This is a genomic window from Streptomyces sp. NPDC060027 (genome assembly GCF_042737005.1).
Lineage (GTDB): Bacteria > Actinomycetota > Actinomycetes > Streptomycetales > Streptomycetaceae > Streptomyces.
On the sequence record NZ_JBHWVI010000114.1, the window covers coordinates 1 to 20,894 of the forward strand.

The window sequence follows — 20,894 nt, forward strand, 5'->3', positions numbered from 1 at the left end:
GTGCCGGACCCCTGCATCGGTGACGTTATCTGAAAACGATTGTCACTAGACATGCCGTTTTCGGTCACGTCCCGGCATGCCGACGGCCGGAGCCTCGCCGTGACCCGACGGCCGGAGCCTTGCCGCGCCGGGGTCAGGTCCCGATACACCGACGGCCCGAGCCCCCGCACAGCGGGCTCGGGCCGTCGGCTTCGGGAAGGTCTGCCGTCAGAGGGCGAGACCCGTCAGCACCAGCACACGCTCGTAGGTGTAGTCGTCCATCGCGAACCTGACGCCCTCGCGGCCGACACCGGACTGCTTCGCGCCGCCGTACGGCATCTGGTCGGCGCGGTAGGACGGCACGTCGCCGATCACGACACCGCCCACCTCCAGCGCACGGTGGGCGCGGAACGCTGTCTGCAGGTCGTGCGTGAACACACCGGTCTGCAGGCCGTACTTGGAGTTGTTGGCGGCGGCGAACGCGGCGGCCTCGCCCTCCACCTTCTGCACGGTGAGGACCGGTCCGAAGACCTCCTCGCAGGAGATCGTGACATCGGCCGGCACATCGGCGAGCACGGTCGGCGCGTAGGAGGCGCCGTCCCGCTTGCCGCCGGTGAGCAGCACGGCGCCGGCCGCGACGGCCTCGTCCACCCACGACTCGACGCGCTGGGCGGCGGCCTCGCTGACCAGCGGGCCGACATCCGTGGTGTCGTCGGACGGGTCGCCGGTGACCTGCGCCTCGACGGCGGCGACGATGCGCGGGAGCAGCCGCTCGTACACCGACGCGTCCGCGATCACGCGCTGCACCGAGATGCAGGACTGGCCGCCCTGGTAGTTGGAGAAGGTCGCGATGCGGGTCGCGGCCCAGTCCAGGTCCGCGTCACTCGCGAAGTCGGCGAGGACGACGGCCGCGCCGTTGCCGCCCAGCTCCAGGGTGCAGTGCTTGCGCGGCACCGAGTCCATGATCGCGTAACCGACCGTCTCGGACCCGGTGAAGGAGATGACCGGAAGTCGCTCGTCCTGTACCAGGGCGGGCATCCGCTCGTTGGCGACCGGCAGGATGCTCCACGAACCGGCCGGAAGGTCGGTCTCCGCCAGCAGGTCACCGATGATCAGGCCGGAGAGCGGGGTCGCGGGCGCCGGCTTCAGGATGATCGGGGCACCCGCGGCGATGGCCGGGGCGACCTTGTGGGCGCACAGGTTCAGCGGGAAGTTGAACGGCGCGATACCGAGGACCACACCCTTGGGGAAGCGGCGGGTGAGGGCGAGCCGGCCCTGACCGCCCGCGTCGGTGTCGAGACGCTGGGCCTCGCCGCCGTTGAAGCGGCGGGCCTCCTCCGCGGCGAACCGGAACACGGACACCGCGCGGCCGACCTCGCCGCGGGCCCACTTGATCGGCTTGCCGTTCTCGGCGGAGATGAGCTGCGCGATCTCCTCGGTGCGCTCGGCGAGGCGGCGCGAGACATGGTCGAGGGCGGCGGCGCGTACATGGGCCGGCGTGGCGGCGAACTCGTCCCGCACGGCGTGGGCCGCGGCCACGGCCTCCTCGACCTGCGCCTCGGTGGGCACACTGACCTGACCGACGACCCGGCCGTCCCACGGCGAGGTGACGTCGAACGTGGTCTCACCGGTGGCCTGGCGGCCGGCGAGCCAGAAGGCGTGGGGGGAAGTCATGTGCGAGTCCCGGCCCTTCCATGTCGTGGGGTGTTTCTGGTGGTCCTGCGCTTTCCCGTCCACGGTAGGGCCGGGACCACCGCCGGTCGTTTGTCCGGCGCGTAGCAGTCGGGGTGCGGGGTGCGCCGGTTTGGCCTGATCGCCCGGCGACCCCTGCCCGCGGGCCTCCGAGGTCACCGATCCTCGTGCCGAGCGCCTCGGCCCTCACACGGCCGGTCGGGGTTCAAGCAGGCGTCCGCGGCGGGAACCGGCTCACTCCCCCGGTGCGGTCGTGGCCTTCAGGGCCAGCCAGAGTTCCATGCGGACGTCCGCGTCGTCGAGTGAGCGTCCGAGGATCTCCTCGACCCTGCGCATCCGGTAGCGCAGCGTGTGCCGGTGCACCCCCAGATCGGCGGCCGCCGCGTCCCACTGGCCGTGGCGCGACAGCCAGGCCCGCAGCGAGGCGACCAGGTCTCCGCGCCCGGTGGCGTCGTGTTCGTGGAGCGCCCGCAGGAGCCCGTCCGCGAAGGCCCGCACCGCGTCGTCCGCGAGCAGCGGCAGCACGGACCCGGCGGCCAGTTCCTCGTGCTCGACCAGGAACCGGCCCCGCCGCCGGGCGACGGACAGGGCCTGTTCGGCCTGTTTGTAGGCGGCACGGGCGGCGATCGGACCGGCGGGTGCCGACAGCCCGACGACGAGTTCGTCCTCGTCCCCGGTGGCCCCGGCGGGCAGCTCGCGCGGGGCGGTCCGCGCCGCCTCCAGCACCACGGCGTAGTCCCCGCAGGCGGCGACCGCGGCGCCCCCGTCCACAGCGAGGACGACCAGCCGCTCCCCGTCGGGCACGACGAGCACGGACTCCCCGGCACGCGCGGCGGCGGATTCGACGACCTCGGCGAGGCCGCCGAGCGGATCGCCGTTGACGTCGGGCACGGCGACCGGGGTCTTCGCGGGCGCGGCGGCCCCCACGCGCGCGTGCCCGTCGGCGTGCGCCCGCCCGGCCGAGGCGGACACCGTCTCGGCGATGATCAGCCGGAAGGGCGCGTCGAGCAGTTCGCCGTAGAGGTCCCCGGCGACGGCCCGGGCGTGGTCGGGTTCCCCGGCGAGCAGCATGCCGAGCACGGCCGCGCCGATCCGCTGCTCGGCGGCGTACAGGGATCGCGACCGCTCGGTGGTGAGCGTCAGCAGGGCGATCGCCGAGTGCACGGCGTAGCGCTCGGCGGTGCCGAGGGATCCGGCGGTCCCGACGGCGAGCGCGGCGCGCGGCCTGCGTCCCGTTCCGAGTGAGTGCAGTTCGACGCGGTCCTCCCCGCCCACCACCGCGCTCGCGGGCGCCGGGCGCTCCCGCAGCCGCTCCACGTCCGGGGTGAGCCGCGCGGCGCGGCGGCCCGCCCAGTCCGGCGCGGTGGCGACGACGGCGCCGGACGCGTCGTAGAGCGCCGCCCATCCGTCGACCTGTCCGGCGAGCGCGGTGAGCAGTCCCTCCGGTCCGTCGCTCAGCGCCTGCTTGGTGAGTTCGCGCTGTGCCGCGAATCCGGCGGTGACGGCCCGGTACTGATCCGCCGCGATGGCGGCGGACACGGCCTTGCTGATGGCGAGGAAGGGGGTGCGCCGGGGTACTTCGAGGAGCGGCAGCCCCTCCTCCTCGGCCGCGTCGACGAGCGCCTTCGGGATCTCCTCGTAGTTGACCCCGACGGCGAAGCCGAGCCCGACGACTCCGGCACCGGCCAGCCGCTTCACGTAGCGCCGCATGACGTCGGGATCGTCCGCGTCCAGCTTGAGCGCGGTGATCAGCAGCAGTTCCCCGCCCTCCATGTACGGCACGGGGTCGGCGAGCTCGCTGACGTGTGCCCAGCGGACGGGCACGTCCAGGCGGTCCTCGCCCGCGCGCACCGTGAGCTTGAGCGCGGAGTGGTGGACGAGCGAGGCGAGCGTGGGGGGCATGAGGCCTTCAGGTCTGTGTGATCTCTGTGATCTTTTGTCCGCCGCGTATGAACGGCCTGTGTCGATTCTGCCTCACCGTACGGTCGCCCCGTGTGTTCCTGTCCATACGTCCTGGTCAGCGGGTCCCGGTGTCCACGCGGCCCGCCGACCGGGTCCCGGGAGGCGGGGCCGACCGCCCGGCGGCGCGTTTCGACCCGCTCCGGTCAGCCCCGCAGGTCCACCAGCAGCGGGGGCGCGTGCTCGCCCTTCACGCTGGTCAGCGACAGCACCGCGTGCCCCGGCGGCACCCCGTGGGCCAGTTCGGACGCGGACCAGCGCTCCCGCTCGACCTGACGCACGGTGACGGCCCGCGCGGTCGGGGCGTTGCCGGTGATCACCCGGCGCAGCATGTGCACGGCCTTGCCGGCGGGCGTCTCGGCGATGATCTGCCGGTCGGTGACGTCACGCGCCTCGATCCACTCCTTGCCCCAGACCTCGGCGAAGTCCTGCCCGTCCCAGGGGGTGAGCCCGGACAGGGCCATCCGGCAGCCGATGGCCCCGAGCAGGGGGCTGCGCAGCGGCCGGGGGGCGTCGTCGAGGGTGCGCAGCGTCAGGACCGCTCCCGCGTTGCCGGACCGCAGCCGCTGGATGCCCCGTACCGCCTCGGGGGTGACGACGCCGCTCGCGTCGTCGAGGACGAGGCAGGCGAACAGCGACCGGTCCTCGCGTACCGCGACGCTGGCCGTGAACTGCGCGAGCACCAGCCGCGCGAGAATCCGGGAGGCGTCGGCGTGACCACGGGCCGGCAGATCGATCCGGACCCGCACCGGATGGTCGAGGGCGCGCAGCGAGAAGGGCCGCGACTGCCCCGAGGTGTCGAAGAAGCCGGCGAACGCGGGCCGGTCGAGCAGCGCGACCCGGTCGGCGAGCACTCCTCCGACGTCCCCCGGATGCCCCAACTGCCTCTCGCGGGCGTCGAGTTCCCGCAGCAGCGACTCCTGTCCCGTGTCCTGGAGACCGCTGCGGAGCGCGCCGAGGGGTCCGGGGGCCCCGTCGAGCAGCTGCCGCAGCTCGGGCACGGACGGGAACCTGCCGTGGACGGCCTGGAAGGGCCCGAGCAGCTGGGCGAGCACGGTGGTGGACCGCCGGCTGTCGCCTCCGGGGTGCGGGTCGGCTAGATCACCGACGAGCGCCTCGGCGAGCACGGCCGCGGCCTCGTCGGGGTCGGTGGTGCCGCCGTACAGGTCCAGGTCGTACACGGACTCGGGATTCCCGATCCGTACGACGACGTCGTACGCGTCGACGGGCCCGAGCCCGGCGCCGGCCGCACCGACCACGACCACGGCGGCCCGCCCGGCGAGGGCGTGCAGGCACAGCGACTCGGCGAGCGGCCAGACGACGCTGCCGGTCTTGCCGGATCCGGGGGGCCCGACGGCGAGCAGCGAGGTGCCCAGCAGCTCGGGTCCGAGGGCGAGTCCGGTGCCGCGGTAGGCGTAGGGATTGCGCGCGTCGTCGGCGGTCGTGCCGAGCCGTACCTGCCCGGTGACGAGGTCGTGGCGCGCGAGCCGCCCGGGCAGGTCGCGCTCCCCGGAAGGGTGCAGGCAGGCGGCGGAGCCGTCCTTCAGCACCGCCCCGGTGAAGGTGGCGAGGCTGTGCCGCCCGCTGCGTACGCCCTGCCAGGCCCGCGCGATCCGGGCGTGGTCGACGTCGCGCATCAGCCCGGAGCGGGCCTCGGCGGCGAGCCGGTCGGCGGCGTCGCCGCCGCCGGCCGCGCGGAGCTGGTTCCACTGGACGGGGTCGTCCTCGGGGGCGGGCGGGCGCTCGTTCACCGGCGCGGCCCGCCGCCACGCGGGAAGCCCGTAGCGGCGCCAGACCTCACTCCATCGGCCGAGCCGCCCGACGCCGATCATGATGACGAGGACGATCAGCGTGTAGTAGCCGTACCAGAGGAAGAACGCGCTTCCGACCCGGTCGTCGCTGTGCCGCCAGGAGTCCGGGGTGAACAGTTCGAGGGGCAGGACCCACCAGCCCCCCAGGTAGCCGTTCCAGAGCAGCGACCAGACCAGCCATCCCACGAGGAAGGCGATCACGGCGCCGCTCAGCAGTTGCCGGGCCGGAATCTGCTCGGGCTCCTCCTCCGGCCGCGGCCGGTGCCCGAACCGCCACACGCCGAGTGCCGCGTCCGGCCGGGGCTCGCGCACCCAGTCCACGAAAGCCGACCCGTCGGGCAGCGGAGGCACCCCGGGCGCCCGTGCGGGCCGGGGCGGAGCGGACGGCATTCCCGGCGCCGCCGACCCGTCCGGCGGCCCCGCCGGACGCGGCACAGGATTGGCATGTGTGCCCCGCGCGTCCTGGGTCCCGTCGCTGTCCATCGCCCTTGCCCCCTGACCAGCCGATCCGTGCGTCGTCCGCGAGTCAATCTAGTGCCCCTGCGGGGCGAGTTCACCGTTTACGCGGCCGGGCCCGCTCCGGGGCCGGAGCGGGCGGCCTCCACCCCTCTATGTCCACCGCGGACAACCGATTCCTCCGACAACGCCCACATGGAGCATGCCGACCCCCCGTCCTCGGCCCTAGCCTGCGAAGAAAGAAGGCAAGCGTCCGAAAACACCCCCGCCCGGACCACCCCGCGTTCGCCGGGAACCGTCCGGTTCGCAAGACAAGATCATCAGGGAGCCCCTCATGACCGCACTTCCGCAGGAGCGCCGCGTCGTCACCGCCATCCCCGGCCCGAAGTCGCAGGAGCTGCAGGCCCGACGCACCGCCGTGGTCGCGGCCGGTGTGGGGTCGGTGCTCCCTGTCTTCACCACGCGCGCCGGCGGCGGGATCATCGAGGACGTCGACGGCAACCGGCTCATCGACTTCGGCTCCGGCATCGCCGTGACGTCGGTCGGCGCGAGCGCCGAGGCCGTCGTGCGCCGCGCCTCCGCGCAGCTGCAGGACTTCACCCACACCTGTTTCATGGTCACGCCGTACGAGGGCTACGTCGCCGTCGCCGAGGCGCTCGCCGAGCTGACCCCGGGCGACCACGCCAAGAAGTCCGCACTGTTCAACTCGGGCGCCGAGGCCGTCGAGAACGCCGTCAAGATCGCCCGTGCGTACACCAAGCGCCAGGCCGTCGTCGTCTTCGACCACGGCTACCACGGCCGGACGAACCTCACGATGGCGCTGACCGCCAAGAACATGCCGTACAAGAACGGCTTCGGCCCGTTCGCGCCCGAGGTCTACCGCGTGCCGGTCGCCTACGGCTACCGCTGGCTGACGGGCCCGGAGAACGCCGGCGCCGAGGCCTCCGCGCAGGCCATCGACATGATCAACAAGCAGATCGGGGCCGACAACGTCGCCGCGATCATCATCGAGCCGCTGCTCGGCGAGGGCGGCTTCATCGAGCCCGCGAAGGGCTTCCTGCCGGCCATCAGCCAGTTCGCCAAGGACAACGGCATCGTCTTCGTCGCGGACGAGATCCAGTCCGGCTTCTGCCGCACCGGCCAGTGGTTCGCCTGCGAGGACGAGGGCATCGTCCCGGACCTGATCACCACCGCCAAGGGCATCGCGGGCGGTCTGCCGCTCGCCGCCGTGACGGGCCGCGCCGAGATCATGGACGCCGCGCACGCGGGCGGCCTGGGCGGCACCTACGGCGGCAACCCGGTGGCCTGCGCCGGTGCGCTCGGCGCGATCGAGACGATGAAGGAGCTCGACCTCAACGCCAAGGCGAAGCACATCGAGTCGGTCATGAAGACCCGCCTCGGCGCCATGGCCGAGAAGTTCGACATCATCGGCGAGGTCCGCGGACGTGGCGCCATGATCGCGATCGAGCTGGTCAAGGACGCCGCCACCAAGGAGCCGAACCCGGAGGCGGCCGGCGCGCTCGCCAAGGCCTGCCACCAGGAGGGCCTGCTGGTCCTGACCTGTGGCACCTACGGCAACGTCCTCCGCTTCCTGCCGCCGCTGGTCATCGGCGAGGACCTCCTCAACGAGGGCCTCGACATCATCGAGCAGGCCTTCTCCCGCATCTGACATCCGCGTCGCCGCAGCACCGGAACCCGGGACACCGCCCACGGCGGATTCCGCTTGGTTCCGGTGCTGCGCCGTTCCGGGTCGGAGGGTGTGAAGAAGGTGTGCGAGGTGCATGACGGGACGCGATTCCGCCTGTCGGAGCCGCACCCCCTGCCGTAGGTTCTAACCAGATCAGAGATACACCTCGCCCACAGGGGACTGTGGGTGGCACCGGGCCGAGGCTTCCCCAGCTTCGCCCTGGTCGTGCCCTCGCGCACACACCCGGAGCTTCCGGCTTCGGTTCTCCTCACCGATCGGACGGTCGCCCGCCCCAAACCCCCCGGGGCGCGCGGCATTCCGGTCCGGACGGCCGCCTCGGAACCACCCCCCCCTGTTCCGGGGCGGCCGACCCTCCTTCCTTCTCCTTGTTCCGCTTCGCGGACCCGCCGCACTTCAGAGGCGGCGCAGCACGTATCCGGCGGCCGGACCCGGTCTGACAGGCTGTCCCCCATGCCACCCGTGCCCCTCCTGTTCGGCCTGCTCGCCCTCTGCTTCGTGCTCATCACCTGGCAGGTCGTGGCGGACGGCCCGCTCCTGGGCCTGGACGCACGGCTGAGCGGCGCGCTCGTCCACCCGGACCGGTTCTCCGAGTTGCTCGCCGACCTGGGCAACATCCAAGTGGCGGTTCCGGTCCTCGCCCTGACGCTGGGTCACGTCGCGTGGCGGCGGCGCACCGACGGTCTGGACCGATGGTGGCTGCCGCCGGCCGCCGCCGCGGTGCTGATGGCCCTCCTCCCCGCGCTGATCGTGCCGCTGAAGGAACTCGTCGCCCGACCGGGCCCCCCGGTCATGGGGCCCGGCACCGGCTTCTATCCCTCGGGGCACACCGCCACCGCCGCCATCGCGTACGGCGCCGCGGCGCTGCTCCTCCTTCCCCTGCTCGGCACCGCGGGCGCCCGCCGCGCGGTGCTGACCGTCTGCGTGACCCTGAACGCGTGCGTGGCTTTCGGCCTGGTCCGGCGCGGCTACCACTGGCCGCTGGACGTCGTGGCCAGTTGGTGCCTCTGCGCGGTGCTGCTGTACTCCCTGTGGCTCTTCCTCAGCCGAAGTACCCGTCGAAGGTCCGCGAGAACTCCCAGCCCCCGAACCGGTCCCAGTTGACCGACCAGGTCATGAGGCCGCGCAGGCCCGGCCAGGTGCCGTGGGTGGCGTACGAACCGCAGTTGGTCTTCTTCGTGAGGCAGTCGAGCGTCTTGGTGACCTCGGCCGGGGATACATAGCCGTTGCCGGCGTTGGTGGTGGCGGGCATGCCGATGGCTATCTGGTCGGGGCGCAGGGGCGGGAAGACGTTGCCCGCGTCACCCGCGACCGGGAAGCCCGTCAGGAGCATGTCGGTCATCGCGATGTGGAAGTCGGCGCCGCCCATGGAGTGGTACTGGTTGTCGAGGCCCATGATCGAGCCGGAGTTGTAGTCCTGGACGTGCAGCAGGGTCAGGTCGTCGCGCAGGGCGTGGATCACCGGGAGGTAGGCGCCGGCGCGGGGGTCCTGGCCGCCCCACTTGCCCGTGCCGTAGTACTGGTACCCGAGTTGGACGAAGAACGTCTCCGGGGCCATGCTCAGGACGAACTTCGAACCGTACTTGGCCTTCAGGGTCTTCAGCGCCGAGATGAGGTTGACGACCACCGGGGTGGTCGGGCTCTTGAAGTTCGTGTCGCTCGCGTCGAGAGAGAGCGAGTGGCCCTCGAAGTCGATGTCCAGGCCGTCCAGGCCATAGGTGTCGATGATCTTCGACACCGAGGAGACGAAGGTGTCGCGGGCGGCCGCGGTGGCGAGCTGGACCTGTCCGTTCTGGCCGCCGATCGAGATCAGCACCTTCTTGCCGGCGGCCTGCTTGGCCTTGATCGCGGCCTTGAAGTCGGCATCGCTCTCCACCGTGGGGCACTCGGTGACCGGGCAGCGGGTGAAGCGGATGTCGCCCGAGGTGACCGAGGTCGGCTCGCCGAAGGCCAGGTCGATGACGTCCCAGCTGTCCGGCACGTCGGCCATGCGTGTGTAGCCCGCGCCGTTGGCGAAGCTCGCGTGCAGGTAGCCGACGAGGGCGTGGGTGGGGAGGTCCGAGGGACCGCCGCCCCCGCCCGAACCCGCCGTGGTGGTCGCGGTGACCGTCGCCGACTTGGCCGACTCGCCCGCGTCGTTCGTCGCCGTGACCTGGAAGGAGTACGCCGTGGAGGCCGACAGACCGCTCACGGTCGTCGAGGTGCCGGTGACCGTCTGCACCTTCGCTCCGTCGCGGTGGACGGCGTAGCCGGTGGCACCGGGGACAGCCGTCCAGGACAGGGCGACCGAGGAGGAGGTGACCGTGCCGGCCTTCAGTCCGGTGGGCGCGGCCGGCGGCTGCCCGGCGTCGACGCCGGGGCCGGTCAGCGAGAGGTCGTCGGCGTAGTAGGTGCCGGTGCCGTACCAGCCGTGCGTGTAGATCGTGACCTTGGTGGTGGCGGCGCCGGTGCGGAAGGTGGTGCTCAGCTGCTGCCAGTCGGCCGCGGACTGGGTCCAGGTGCTGACGTCGGTCGTACCGGTGCCGGTCGCGCCGAGGTAGACGTAGCTGCCGCGGACGTGTCCGGAGAGGGTGTACTGCGCGTCGGGTCTCACGGTCACGGTCTGGGAGCACTGCGCGAAGTCGTTGCCGGCCGGGGTCGCCTTCAGCGCCGAACCACCACTATGCACCGGGGAGTTGACGGTGCTGCCCGCCGTGCAGGTCCAACCGTCCAGGCCCGACTCGAACCTGCCGTTCCTGGCGAGGTCCGCGTCGGCCGCACGGGCGGCCGACGAGAGCGTGACGAGACCGGGCAGGGCCAGGGCGGTGGCCGTGCACACGGCGAGAAGCCTTCGATGACGACGGGCGAACGGTCTGTTGTGTCTGGTCCGGTCCACGACTGCCTCCGGGCATGGGGGGATGGGAGGGTGGAGCGCGCCCAACTTGGTCCAGACCAATTCGCTTGTCAAGACCTCTGACAGGCAACCGGCTCCGGACGGCCGCGGGGCCCGGCCCCCTCACCGCTGCCGGTCCTCGTTGCCGGCCAGGCCCGCCGCGGCCTCGTGCATGGCCAGTTCGAGCAGGGCCGGGTCCGTGAGCGTGCCCGAGCCGTCCGGCGGGACCAGCCACCGGACCCCGCCGGTCGACCGTCCCGGGTAGGGCACCACGATCCAGGTGCCGTGGCCCGCGGTGCGCACCCCCGTCCCGAGCCACCGGGCCGCGGTGCCCGCGGGCACGAAGAACCCCATCCGGGCGTCGCCGAAGTCGACGAGCACCGGCCCGGGTTGGTCGATCACCCGGGTCAGCACGTCGAGCGTCGGATAGCCGAGCTCGCCCGGCAGGATGAGTACGTCCCAGGCCCTCCCCGCCGGCAGCAGCGCGATCCCGCTGGGATTGCGCTCCCACTCCCAGCGGCAGGCCTCGGGATCCGGAGCCACGGATGCCAGCCACTCGACCGCCGCCTTGGGCCCTGTCATGACGGAACCTCCCTCTCGTGTCGACGCTGGTCGCGTCACAGAGGAGAGGGAGGTTCGGGCCGTGCATTACGCGGGTTCGGGCCACCAGTTGGCAGTGGACCGGGTCACACCGGCGGAGGTGGGCGTACGCCCGTGGATCACGTCCGGGACCGCACGCCCTCAGCTGTCGAAGCCGAGGCCCAGCCGGTCCATCGTCTTCAGCCACAGATTGCGCCGGCCGCCGTGCGTGTCCGCCCGTGCCAGCGACCACTTGGTGAGCGCGATGCCGGTCCAGGCGAAGGGCTCGGGCGGGAACGGCAGCGGCTTCCGCCGGACCATCTCCAGCTCGGTGCGTTCGGTGCGCTCCCCCGCCAGCAGGTCGAGCATCACGTCGGCGCCGAACCGGGTGGCGCCCACGCCGAGGCCCGTATAGCCCGCCGCATAGGCGACTTTGCCCCCGTGCGCGCTGCCGAAGAACGCCGAGAAGCGCGAGCAGGTGTCGATCGCGCCGCCCCAGGCGTGGGAGAAGCGGACGCCCTCCAGCTGCGGGAAGCAGGTGAAGAAGTGTCCGGCGAGCTTGGCGTAGGTCTCGGGGCGGTCGTCGTACTCGGCGCGCATCCGGCCGCCGTAGGGGTAGATCGCGTCGTAACCGCCCCACAGGACGCGGTTGTCGGCCGACAGCCGGAAGTAGTGGAACTGGTTGGCCGAGTCGCCGAGTCCCTGGCGGTTCTTCCAGCCGACGGACGCCAGTTGGTCGGCGGTGAGCGGCTCGGTCATCAGCGCGTAGTCGTAGACCGGGACGGTGTACGGGCGCACGCGCTTGACCAGGTTCGGGAAGATGTTGGTGCCGAGGGCCACCCGGCGGGCACGGACCGATCCGTACGGCGTGCGGACGGCCATGCCGGCGCCGGACGGCTTCAGGGAGAGGGCGGGCGTGTGCTCGTACACCCGTACCCCGAGCTCCTTGCACGCCCGCTTCAGACCCCACGCCAGCTTCGCCGGATGGAGCATGGCGACACCGCGGCGGTCGTGCAGTCCGGCCAGGAAGGTCGGCGAGTCGACCTGTTCCCGTACAGCCTCGGTGTCGAGGAACTCGATGCCCTCGGCGAGGCCCTCGCGCTCCAGCTCCTGGTGCCAGTCGCGCAGTTCGGCCGCCTGGTGCGGCTCGGTGGCGACGTCGATCTCGCCGCTGCGCTCGAAGTCGCAGTCGAGGGAGTAGCGCGCGACGGCCGCCTCGATCTCGTCGAGGTTGCGGGCGCCCAGCTCCTCCAGCTTCCTGATCTCGTCCGGCCAGCGGGTGAGCCCGTTGGACAGACCGTGGGTGAGGGAGGCGGCACAGAAGCCGCCGTTGCGGCCGGAGGCGGCCCAGCCCACCTCACGGCCCTCCACCAGGACGACATCCCGCCCGGGATCGCGCTCCTTGGCGATCAGCGCGGTCCACAGTCCGCTGTATCCGCCGCCGACGACGAGCAGGTCGCAGGTCTCGGCGCCGGTGAGCGCGGGCTCGGGGCGGGGTTTGCCGGGGTCGTCCAGCCAGTACGGGACCGGCTGGGCGTCGGAGAGAGACTTCGTCCACTGATTACCACGGGTCATGGCGCTTGGGGCCATGATTTCAACTCCCTCAAGGGTGAAGAGCGTTATGCCTTTTGCTTGTTCCGGCGATTGCCGACGACCATTCCGGCCAGGACGAACAGTACGGCGACGAGGAACATGGCCGTACCGATGACGTTGATCTGAACGGGTGTTCCGCGCTGTGCCGAACCCCAGACGAACATGGGGAACGTGACGGTCGAGCCCGCGTTGAAATTGGTGATGATGAAATCGTCGAAGGAGAGCGCGAAGGCGAGCAGCGCGCCCGCGGCGATTCCGGGGGCCGCGATGGGCAGGGTCACGCGCAGGAAGGTCTGCGCGGGACCGGCGTAAAGGTCCTGGGCCGCCTGTTCCAGCCGCGGGTCCATCGACATGACACGCGCCTTGACGGCCGTCACGACGAAGCTGAGACAGAACATGATGTGGGCGATCAGGATCGTCCAGAAGCCGAGCTGAGCGCCCATGTTGAGGAACAGGGTGAGCAGCGAGGCGGCCATGACGACCTCGGGCATCGCCATCGGCAGGAAGATCAGCGAGTTCACGGCGCCGCGCGCGCGGAAGCGGTAGCGGACCAGCGCGAAGGCGATCATCGTGCCGAGGACGGTGGCCCCGACGGTCGCCCAGACGGCGATCTGGAGGCTGAGCGAGAGCGAGCCGCACATGTCGGCGACCCCGCACGGATCACGCCAGGCGTCCGTCGAGAACTGCTGCCACTCGTAATTGAAGCGCCCCTTCGGTTTGTTGAAGGAGAACACCGTGACGACGATGTTGGGCAGCAGCAGATATCCGAGCGTCACCAGGCCGGCGATGACGACGAGATGGCGCTTGAGCCAGTTCACGAAGGCCATTTAAACCAGATCCTCCGTCCCGGACTTGCGGATGTAGAGCGTGACCATGATGAGGATCGCGGCCATGAGGATGAACGAGAGCGCCGCGGCCGTCGGATAGTCGAGAATCCGCAGGAACTGCGTCTGGATGACGTTGCCGACCATCCGGGTGTCCGTGGAGCCGAGCAGGTCGGCGTTCACGTAGTCGCCGCTGGCGGGGATGAAGGTCAGCAGCGTTCCCGAGACCACACCGGGCATCGACAGCGGGAACGTCACCTTGCGGAAGGTGGTGATCGGCCGCGCGTACAGGTCGCCCGCCGCCTCGTGCAGCCGTCCGTCGATCCGCTCCAGCGAGGTGTAGAGCGGCAGGACCATGAACGGCAGGAAGTTGTACGTGAGTCCGCAGACCACCGCGAGCGGGGTGGCGAGGACACGGTCCCCGGAGGTGAAGCCGAGCCAGCTGGTGACGTCCAGGACGTGCAGCGAGTTCAGGGCGCCGACGACCGGGCCGCCGTCCGCGAGGATCGTCTTCCAGGCGAGCGTGCGGATCAGGAAGCTGGTGAAGAACGGCGCGATCACCAGGATCATGATCAGGTTGCGCCAGCGACCCGCGCGGAACGCGATCAGGTAGGCGAGCGGATAGCCGAGCACCAGACACAGGATCGTCGCGGCGCCGGCGTAGAGCACGGAGCGCAGGAACTGCGGCCAGTAGTCGGTGAGCGCGTCCCAGTACGTCTGGAAGTGCCAGGTGACCTTGAAGCCCTCCTCCAGCGAGCCCGTCTGCACGGACGTGGAGGCCTGGTAGACCATCGGCAGCGCGAAGAAGACGACCAGCCACAGGAGGCCGGGCAGGAGCAGCCAGTACGGGACGAGGCGGCCACGCTTCCTGGGCGGCTTCTCGGCGGACTTCGGCGCGATCGGTGGCGCCTCCGCCTCGGTGACGGTGGCCATCAGGCGGCCTCCTCCTCGGCCGTTTCGACGCCCGCGTCGATGTCCTGGGCGGCGTCGAGGCCGAAAGTGTGCTCCGGGCTCCAGTGCAGGACGACGTCCGCACCGGGGACGAGCCGGGAGTCCCGGTCGATGTTCTGGGCGTAGACCTCGAACTCGGGACAGACGGCGCTGTCGATGACGTACTGCGTGGAGACACCGATGAAGCTGGAGTCGGCGATCTTGCCGGTGATCCGGTTGCGGCCGGCGGGTATCTCGCCCGCGTCGTCGGCGTGTGTGAGGGAGATCTTCTCCGGGCGGACACCGACCAGGACCTTGCCGCCGGTCGTGGCGGGCGCGGAGCAGCGCGCTCCGGGGAGCACCAGCTTGCCGCCGCCCGCCCTGAGCACGATGTCGTCGCCGCTCCTGGAGTCGACCTCGGCCTCGATGAGGTTGGAGGTGCCGAGGAAGTTGGCGACGAAGGTCGTGTTGGGGTTCTCGTAGAGGTCGGCGGGCGCGCCGAGCTGCTCGACACGGCCCGCGTTCATCACGGCGACCGTGTCGGCCATGGTCATGGCCTCCTCCTGGTCGTGCGTGACATGGACGAAGGTGATGCCGACCTCGGTCTGGATGCGCTTGAGCTCCAGCTGCATCTGGCGGCGCAGCTTGAGGTCGAGGGCGCCGAGCGGCTCGTCGAGGAGCAGCACCTTGGGGTGGTTGATCAGCGCGCGGGCCACGGCGACTCGCTGCTGCTGGCCGCCGGAGAGCTGGTGCGGTTTCTTGCGCGCCTGCTCACCGAGCTGTACGAGGTCGAGCATGTCCCCGACCTGCTTCTTCACCGACTTGATGCCGCGCCGGCGCAGGCCGAAGGCGACGTTCTCGAAGATGTCGAGGTGCGGGAAGAGGGCGTACGACTGGAAGACCGTGTTCACCGGGCGCTTGTAGGGCGGCAGGTTCGTCACGTCCTGCTCGCCGAGCGAGACGGTGCCCGAGCTGGGCTCCTCCAGGCCGGCGATCATCCGCAGGGTGGTGGTCTTGCCGCAGCCCGACGCCCCGAGGAGGGCGAAGAACGAGCCCTGCGGCACGGTCAGGTCGAGAGGGTGCACGGCGGTGAAGGCGCCGTACGTCTTGCTGATCCCGGAGAGGCGGACGTCGCCGCTGTTTTCGTTCGTCATGGTGGTCACGCCCCTGTGAGCTTCGCGAACTTCTCTTCGTAGGCCGTCTCTTCCTTCTGGCTCAACGAGCGGAAGGCGTGGGACTTCGCGGCCATGGCCTTGTCAGGAATGATCAGCGGATTGGTCGCCGCGTCGTTGTCGATCTTCGCGAGGTAGGGCTTCACCCCGTCGACCGGGCAGACGTAGTTGATGTAGGCGGCGAGTTCCGCGGCGGGCTCGGGCTCGTAGTAGTAGTCCATGAGCCGCTCGGCGTTCGTCTTGTGACGTGCCTTGTTGGGGACCAGCATGTTGTCCGTGGACGTCAGGTAGCCGCTGTCCGGGATGAGGAAGTCGACGTCCGGGCTGTCCGCCTTGAGCTGGACGACGTCGCCGGCCCAGGCGAGACAGGCCGCGAGGTCGCCCTTGGTGAGGTCGGACGTGTAGTCGTTGCCGGTGAAGCGGCGTATCTGGCCCTTGTCGACGGCCTTCTGGAGGCGGGCGATCGCCGCGTCGAAGTCGTCGTCGGTGAACTTCGCCGGGTCCTTGCCCATGTCGAGCAGCGTCATGCCCATGCTGTCGCGCATCTCCGAGAGGAAGCCGACGCGCCCCTTGAGCTTGGGGTTGTCGAGCAGATCGGAGACGGACCTGACCTCGACCCCGTCGAGCGCCTTCTTGTTGTAGGCGATGACGGTCGAGATGCCCTGCCAGGGATAGGAGTAGGCGCGGCCGGGGTCCCAGTCGGGGTTGCGGAACTGGGCGGACAGGTTGGTGTACGCGTGCGGGAGGTTCGCCGGGTCGAGCTTCTGCACCCAGCCGAAGCGGATCAGCCGCGCGGCCAGCCAGTCGGTGACGACGATCATGTCGCGCCCGGTGTCCTGGCCCGCTGCGAGCTGTGGCTTGACCTTGCCGAAGAACTCGACGTTGTCGTTGATGTCCTCGGTGTACTTGACCTTGATGCCGGTCCGCTCGGTGAACGCGTCGAGCGTGGGGTGGTGCTTCTCGCTGTCGTCGACGTCCATGTACTCGGTCCAGTTGGAGAAGTTGATCGTCTTCTCCTTGGCCGAGTGGTCCTCGGACGAGACGCTGCCCTGGGGCTTGCCGGCCGCGGGGATACCGCAGGCGCTCAGCGTCCCGAGGCCGCCGACGGCGAGCGCGCCGCCCGCCGAGGCGCGCAGCAGTGACCGACGGGTGAGGGAGGCCCTGCCGTTCCGGAAGCTGCGCCGCAGGGCGGCCAGTTGAACCGGGGACAGGCGTTCGGGCTCGTACTGCTCCATGCTCTGGTGCCCTTTCGGAAGGGTCGCGGCCGTGGTCGCGGCCTGGTCTGCCACAGGGCCGTAGCCGGTCGATCGGCTACGGCCGGTCCCCGAAGACCGTGCGGTGCCAGTCCTTCCTGGCGACCGCGGTGTTGTCGAACATCACGTGCTTGATCTGCGTGTACTCCTCGAAGGAGTAGGCGGACATGTCCTTGCCGAAGCCGGACGCCTTGTAACCGCCGTGCGGCATCTCGCTGATGATCGGAATGTGATCGTTGACCCAGACGCAGCCCGCCTTGATCTCGCGGGTCGCGCGGTTGGCGCGGTACACGTCGCGGCTCCAGGCGGAGGCCGCGAGTCCGTACGGGGTGTCGTTGGCCAGCGCGATGCCCTCGTCGTCGGTGTCGAAGGGGAGCACGACGAGCACCGGGCCGAAGATCTCGGCCTGCACGATCTCGCTGTCCTGCCCGGCGTCGGCGACGAGCGTGGGCGCATAGTACGCGCCGCTCTTGAGCTCTCCCTGCGGTGCCTCTCCGCCGGTGACCACGCGCGCGTAGGCACGGGCCCGGTCGACGAATCCGGCGACGCGATCGCGCTGGGCGTGCGAGATCAGCGGGCCGAGGTCGGTGTCGGGCGCGAAGGGGTCGCCCACGCGGACGCTCGCCATCAGGGCACCCGTGCGCTCCACGAACGCTTCGTAGAGCGGCCGTTGCACGTACGCGCGCGTGGCTGCCGTGCAGTCCTGGCCGGTGTTGATGAGCGAACCGGCGACCGCGCCGTGCACGGCTGCCTCCAGATCCGCGTCGTCGAAGACGAGGAAGGGGGCCTTGCCGCCGAGCTCCAGGTGGAGACGCTTGACGGTCGAGGTGGCGATCTCCGCGACGCGCTTGCCGACGGCGGTCGACCCGGTGAAGGAGGTCATGGCGACGTCGGGGTGCCCGACGAGATGCTCGCCGGCCTCCTTGCCCAGACCCGTGACGATGTTGATGACCCCGTCCGGGATTCCCGCGTGCGTGGCCGCCTCGGCGAACAGCAGGGAGGTGAGCGGGGTCAGCTCCGCGGGCTTCAGCACGATCGTGTTGCCGGCCGCGATCGCCGGGAGGACCTTCCAGGCGGCCATCTGGAGCGGGTAGTTCCACGGCGCGATGGACCCCACGACACCGATGGGTTCCCGGCGTACGTACGAGGTGTGGTCGCCGGAGTACTCACCGGCCGACTGACCCTGCAGATGCCGGGCGGCACCCGCGAAGAAGGCGGTGTTGTCGATGGTCCCCGGCACGTCGAACTCGCGGGTCAGCTTGAGGGGCTTTCCGCACTGCAGCGACTCGGCCTGGGCGAACTCCTCCGCGCGCTCCGCGAGCACGGCGGCGAAGCCGTGCAGGGCGTCGGAGCGCTCGCCGGGGGTGGCGCCCGCCCAGCCGGGGAACGCCTCGCGGGCGGCCGCGACGGCCGCGTCCACGTCGGCGGTGCTCGCCAGCTCGTACGTGTACACCTCTTCGCCGGTGGCGGGGTTCACGACCGCGTGCGTGCGGCCGGAGGTGCCCTTGGTCAGGCGGCCTCCGATGTACTGCGCGCCGTCCGCGAGGCGGTCCTGCGCCTGGAAGCGATGGCCCGGATTGTGCATGTCGCTCTCCTCCGCCGTCCTCCCCGTCGGGACGGGGGTGGGCGTAGCTCCAGCTCGATTTGAGTGCCGATCCTGACAGAGCAAAGGGACTCCAACAAGTGATTCCGTTGTTGCCTTTTGGTTACGCGACGGAATCCTTCGACCAGGTGTCGAGTCGTTCTGGAAAAGGCGGGACGGAATGTCAGTGGTGCGTGCCACAGTGGCGTGCATGGGGAAGATCGATACGCGGGAAGCACTGGTCAGTGCCGTTCAGTCGGGGACGCCGGTGAAGTACCTGCACTTCTGGGGGCACCGCCCGCGGCCGGACGGCCGGCTGGGGTCGAGCTGTCTCAGCCAGTGGTGGCCGTCACCCTTCGTGGTCGAAGGCGTCACCTACGCGACGGCGGAGCACTGGATGATGGCGTCCAAGGCACGCCTCTTCGGCGACGCCGAGGCCGAGCGGCAGGCGATCGAGGCTCCGAACCCCGCGCTCGCCAAGAAGGCAGGGCGCCTGGTGCGCGACTTCGACAACGCCGTGTGGGAGCGCGAGCGGTTCGAGATCGTCGTCGAGGGCAGCGTCCACAAGTTCGGCGCCCACCCCGGTCTGCGGGCGTTCCTGCTGGGCACGGGCGGGCGCGTCCTGGTGGAGGCGAGCCCCATGGACCGGATATGGGGCATCGGCCTCGCCGCGACCGACGACGGCGCATCGGACCCCCGCCGCTGGCAGGGACCCAATCTCCTGGGCTTCGCCCTGATGGAGGCCCGCGACCGACTGCGGTAGCCGCGACGGCGCCCTCCCGGCGGCGGCGTGGCCGGTGGTTGTCGGCGGGTGCGCCGCTCTGCGGATGCGGCGGCGCCCTGACCGACCGAAACTGTCCGTGTGAGTCGCACCTCCGCGGCACGGAACGAAGCCGCGCCCCCAGCGCCCCGCGCCCCGCACCAGTCACTGGCCCTCGCGGCCATGCTCTTCGCGGTGGCGATGACGTTCATCGACCAGACGATCGTGTCCATCGCGGCGCCGGACATCGTCCGCGAGCTGGGGCTGTCGGCCTCCGGCATGCAATGGGTGGTGAACGCCTACCTGCTGTCGCTGGCCGCGTTCTTCGCCCTCGGCGGGCGGCTGGCGGACCTGCTGGGACCACGCCGTGTCGTCGTGGCCGGGACCCTGGTGTTCGTCATCTCGTCGGTGCTCTGCGGATGCGTGCCCGAGGGGGACTTCGCACAGACCTGGCTGATCATTTTCCGGGGGACACAGGGCCTGGGGGCCGCTCTTCTCTTCCCCGCGGCACTCGCCGTGGTCGTGGCCGTGTTCCCGGTGGACCGGCGTGGCCGGGCGCTGGCGTTGTTCTTCGGGTTGTCCGGGGCGCTGACGGCCGTCGGCCCGCTGCTGGGCGGCTGGCTCACGGCGTGGACCTGGAGAGCGATCTTCTGGGTCAACGTGCCCGTCGCCGTCGTGGCCCTGGTCCTGACCGTGATGGCGCGCATTCCCGACCGGCGGCGCGACGAGTCGCTGGACAGAGTCGGGGCCCTGCTGATCGCGGTGGGCATGGGCCTGAGCGTGCTCGGTTTCCAGCAGGCCGCGGTCTGGGGCTGGGGCAGCGCGGCGACCTGGGGCTGCATCGCGGGCGGCCTGGCGGTGCTGGTCCTCTTCTGGCGCTACGAGGGAGGCAGGCAGCACCCGCTGGTCAACCTGGCGGTCTTCCGGGACAAGGCGTTCACCGTGGACTCCCTGGTGCTCTTCTTCGCCATGCTCGCCTTCGTGCCGGTCTTCTTCTTCGCCTCGGTGTACGCGCAGGTCTCCCTCAGCGCCTCGCCCAACCAGGCGGCGCTCTACCTGCTGTACTTCTTCGCGGGCTTCGCGGTCGCCTCCCAATGGGGCGGCCGGATGCTGGACAAGCAGGGCGCACGGCCGGCCATGAAGATCGGTACCGCCCTGGGCGCCGTCGGATTCGCCCTCTGGGCCGGCAAGCTGACCGACCTGTCCATGCACGATCAGTGGCCCTACGTGGCTCTCGCGGGCGCGGGCATCGGTTTCATCCTGGCGCCCGCGTCCACGGACGCCGTCAACCGGTCCATCGGAGCCTCGTACGGCGAGGTCACCGGGATCACGCAGACCGTGCGCAACTACGCGGCGAGCGTGGGCCTGGCCGTCTTCGGGACCATCCTCACCCACAACCTGACGGACAACGTCGTGTCGACGCTCCGGTCCCGGGGCCTGACGTCGGCCGAGGCCCACGGAGTGGCCAAGGGCATCGCCGAGGCGGTCACGGGCTACGCCGACGCGCAGCAGCCCACCGGCGGCGGCCGCACCGCCGAGGTCATGCGCGAGGCGATGCCGAGCGTGCGGATGGACTTCGCCGAGGCCAACCAATGGGTCTTCTACGCCATGGCCGTCGCGCTGGCCATCGGGTTCCTCTGCGCCCTGAGCCACCCCGGAGGCCGGGGCAAGGCGGCCGCGGGCGACGAACCCCCGACAGCCGCCTGACACGGCCTCCCGGCACAGCC

Annotated in this window: 15 protein-coding genes; 4 read left to right on the top strand and 11 right to left on the bottom strand. The window is 70.8% G+C overall.

What is annotated here, in order from left to right; genetic code table 11:
* Window positions 1-207: 207 nt before the first annotated feature.
* The 3 genes from ACFWBT_RS25555 to ACFWBT_RS25565 all read right to left on the bottom strand — a co-directional run bounded on the left by ACFWBT_RS25555 (window position 208) and on the right by ACFWBT_RS25565 (window position 5,924).
* Window positions 208-1,653, bottom strand: coding sequence for an aldehyde dehydrogenase family protein (locus tag ACFWBT_RS25555; protein WP_385704384.1), 1,446 nt, complete (start codon window positions 1,651-1,653; stop codon window positions 208-210).
* 252 nt (window positions 1,654-1,905) lie between these two features.
* A complete protein-coding gene (locus ACFWBT_RS25560) occupies window positions 1,906-3,573 on the bottom strand; it encodes a PucR family transcriptional regulator (RefSeq protein ID WP_385704387.1) in 1,668 nt (555 codons plus the stop codon).
* 203 nt (window positions 3,574-3,776) lie between these two features.
* Window positions 3,777-5,924, bottom strand: a complete 2,148-nt coding sequence (locus tag ACFWBT_RS25565; protein ID WP_385704390.1) for an ATP-binding protein — start codon at window positions 5,922-5,924, stop codon at window positions 3,777-3,779.
* Between the two features lie 307 nt (window positions 5,925-6,231).
* Between ACFWBT_RS25565 and gabT the strand changes: the two genes are divergently transcribed.
* On the top strand, window positions 6,232-7,566 hold the full coding sequence (gabT, locus tag ACFWBT_RS25570; protein ID WP_266763308.1) for a 4-aminobutyrate--2-oxoglutarate transaminase: 1,335 nt from the start codon (window positions 6,232-6,234) through the stop codon (window positions 7,564-7,566).
* Between the two features lie 489 nt (window positions 7,567-8,055).
* Window positions 8,056-8,706, top strand: a complete 651-nt coding sequence (locus ACFWBT_RS25575) for a phosphatase PAP2 family protein (protein ID WP_385704393.1) — start codon at window positions 8,056-8,058, stop codon at window positions 8,704-8,706.
* Here ACFWBT_RS25575 and ACFWBT_RS25580 read toward each other — a convergent pair.
* The 8 genes from ACFWBT_RS25580 to ACFWBT_RS25615 form a co-directional block, all read right to left on the bottom strand.
* Complete coding sequence (locus ACFWBT_RS25580; protein ID WP_385704395.1) at window positions 8,645-10,477, bottom strand: chitinase; 1,833 nt, start codon at window positions 10,475-10,477, stop codon at window positions 8,645-8,647. The genes ACFWBT_RS25575 and ACFWBT_RS25580 overlap by 62 nt on opposite strands.
* A gap of 120 nt (window positions 10,478-10,597) precedes the next feature.
* A complete protein-coding gene (locus ACFWBT_RS25585) occupies window positions 10,598-11,056 on the bottom strand; it encodes a hypothetical protein (RefSeq protein ID WP_385704398.1) in 459 nt (152 codons plus the stop codon).
* A 159-nt stretch (window positions 11,057-11,215) separates the two neighbouring features.
* Window positions 11,216-12,643 (bottom strand): NAD(P)/FAD-dependent oxidoreductase, encoded by a 1,428-nt coding sequence (locus tag ACFWBT_RS25590; RefSeq protein ID WP_385704401.1) that lies wholly within the window; start codon window positions 12,641-12,643, stop codon window positions 11,216-11,218.
* Between the two features lie 29 nt (window positions 12,644-12,672).
* Window positions 12,673-13,473, bottom strand: a complete 801-nt coding sequence (locus ACFWBT_RS25595) for an ABC transporter permease (RefSeq protein WP_385704403.1) — start codon at window positions 13,471-13,473, stop codon at window positions 12,673-12,675.
* On the bottom strand, window positions 13,474-14,403 hold the full coding sequence (locus ACFWBT_RS25600; RefSeq protein ID WP_385704406.1) for an ABC transporter permease: 930 nt from the start codon (window positions 14,401-14,403) through the stop codon (window positions 13,474-13,476).
* Window positions 14,403-15,554 carry an ABC transporter ATP-binding protein gene (locus ACFWBT_RS25605; protein WP_385704409.1) on the bottom strand — a complete coding sequence of 384 codons (1,152 nt, stop codon included), beginning with the start codon at window positions 15,552-15,554 and terminating at the stop codon, window positions 14,403-14,405. The genes ACFWBT_RS25600 and ACFWBT_RS25605 overlap by 1 nt, the downstream gene beginning before the upstream one ends.
* A 5-nt stretch (window positions 15,555-15,559) precedes the next feature.
* Entirely contained in the window at window positions 15,560-16,807 is a 1,248-nt protein-coding gene (locus ACFWBT_RS25610) for a spermidine/putrescine ABC transporter substrate-binding protein (RefSeq protein ID WP_385704411.1), read from the bottom strand.
* Between the two features lie 76 nt (window positions 16,808-16,883).
* On the bottom strand, window positions 16,884-18,410 hold the full coding sequence (locus ACFWBT_RS25615) for a gamma-aminobutyraldehyde dehydrogenase (protein ID WP_385704413.1): 1,527 nt from the start codon (window positions 18,408-18,410) through the stop codon (window positions 16,884-16,886).
* Between the two features lie 208 nt (window positions 18,411-18,618).
* On the opposite strand from ACFWBT_RS25615, the gene ACFWBT_RS25620 reads away from it, so the two are divergent.
* Window positions 18,619-19,170 (top strand): NADAR family protein, encoded by a 552-nt coding sequence (locus ACFWBT_RS25620; protein WP_266763298.1) that lies wholly within the window; start codon window positions 18,619-18,621, stop codon window positions 19,168-19,170.
* A 180-nt stretch (window positions 19,171-19,350) separates the two neighbouring features.
* Window positions 19,351-20,874, top strand: a complete 1,524-nt coding sequence (locus ACFWBT_RS25625) for an MFS transporter (RefSeq protein WP_385704431.1) — start codon at window positions 19,351-19,353, stop codon at window positions 20,872-20,874.
* Window positions 20,875-20,894: the final 20 nt, after the last annotated feature.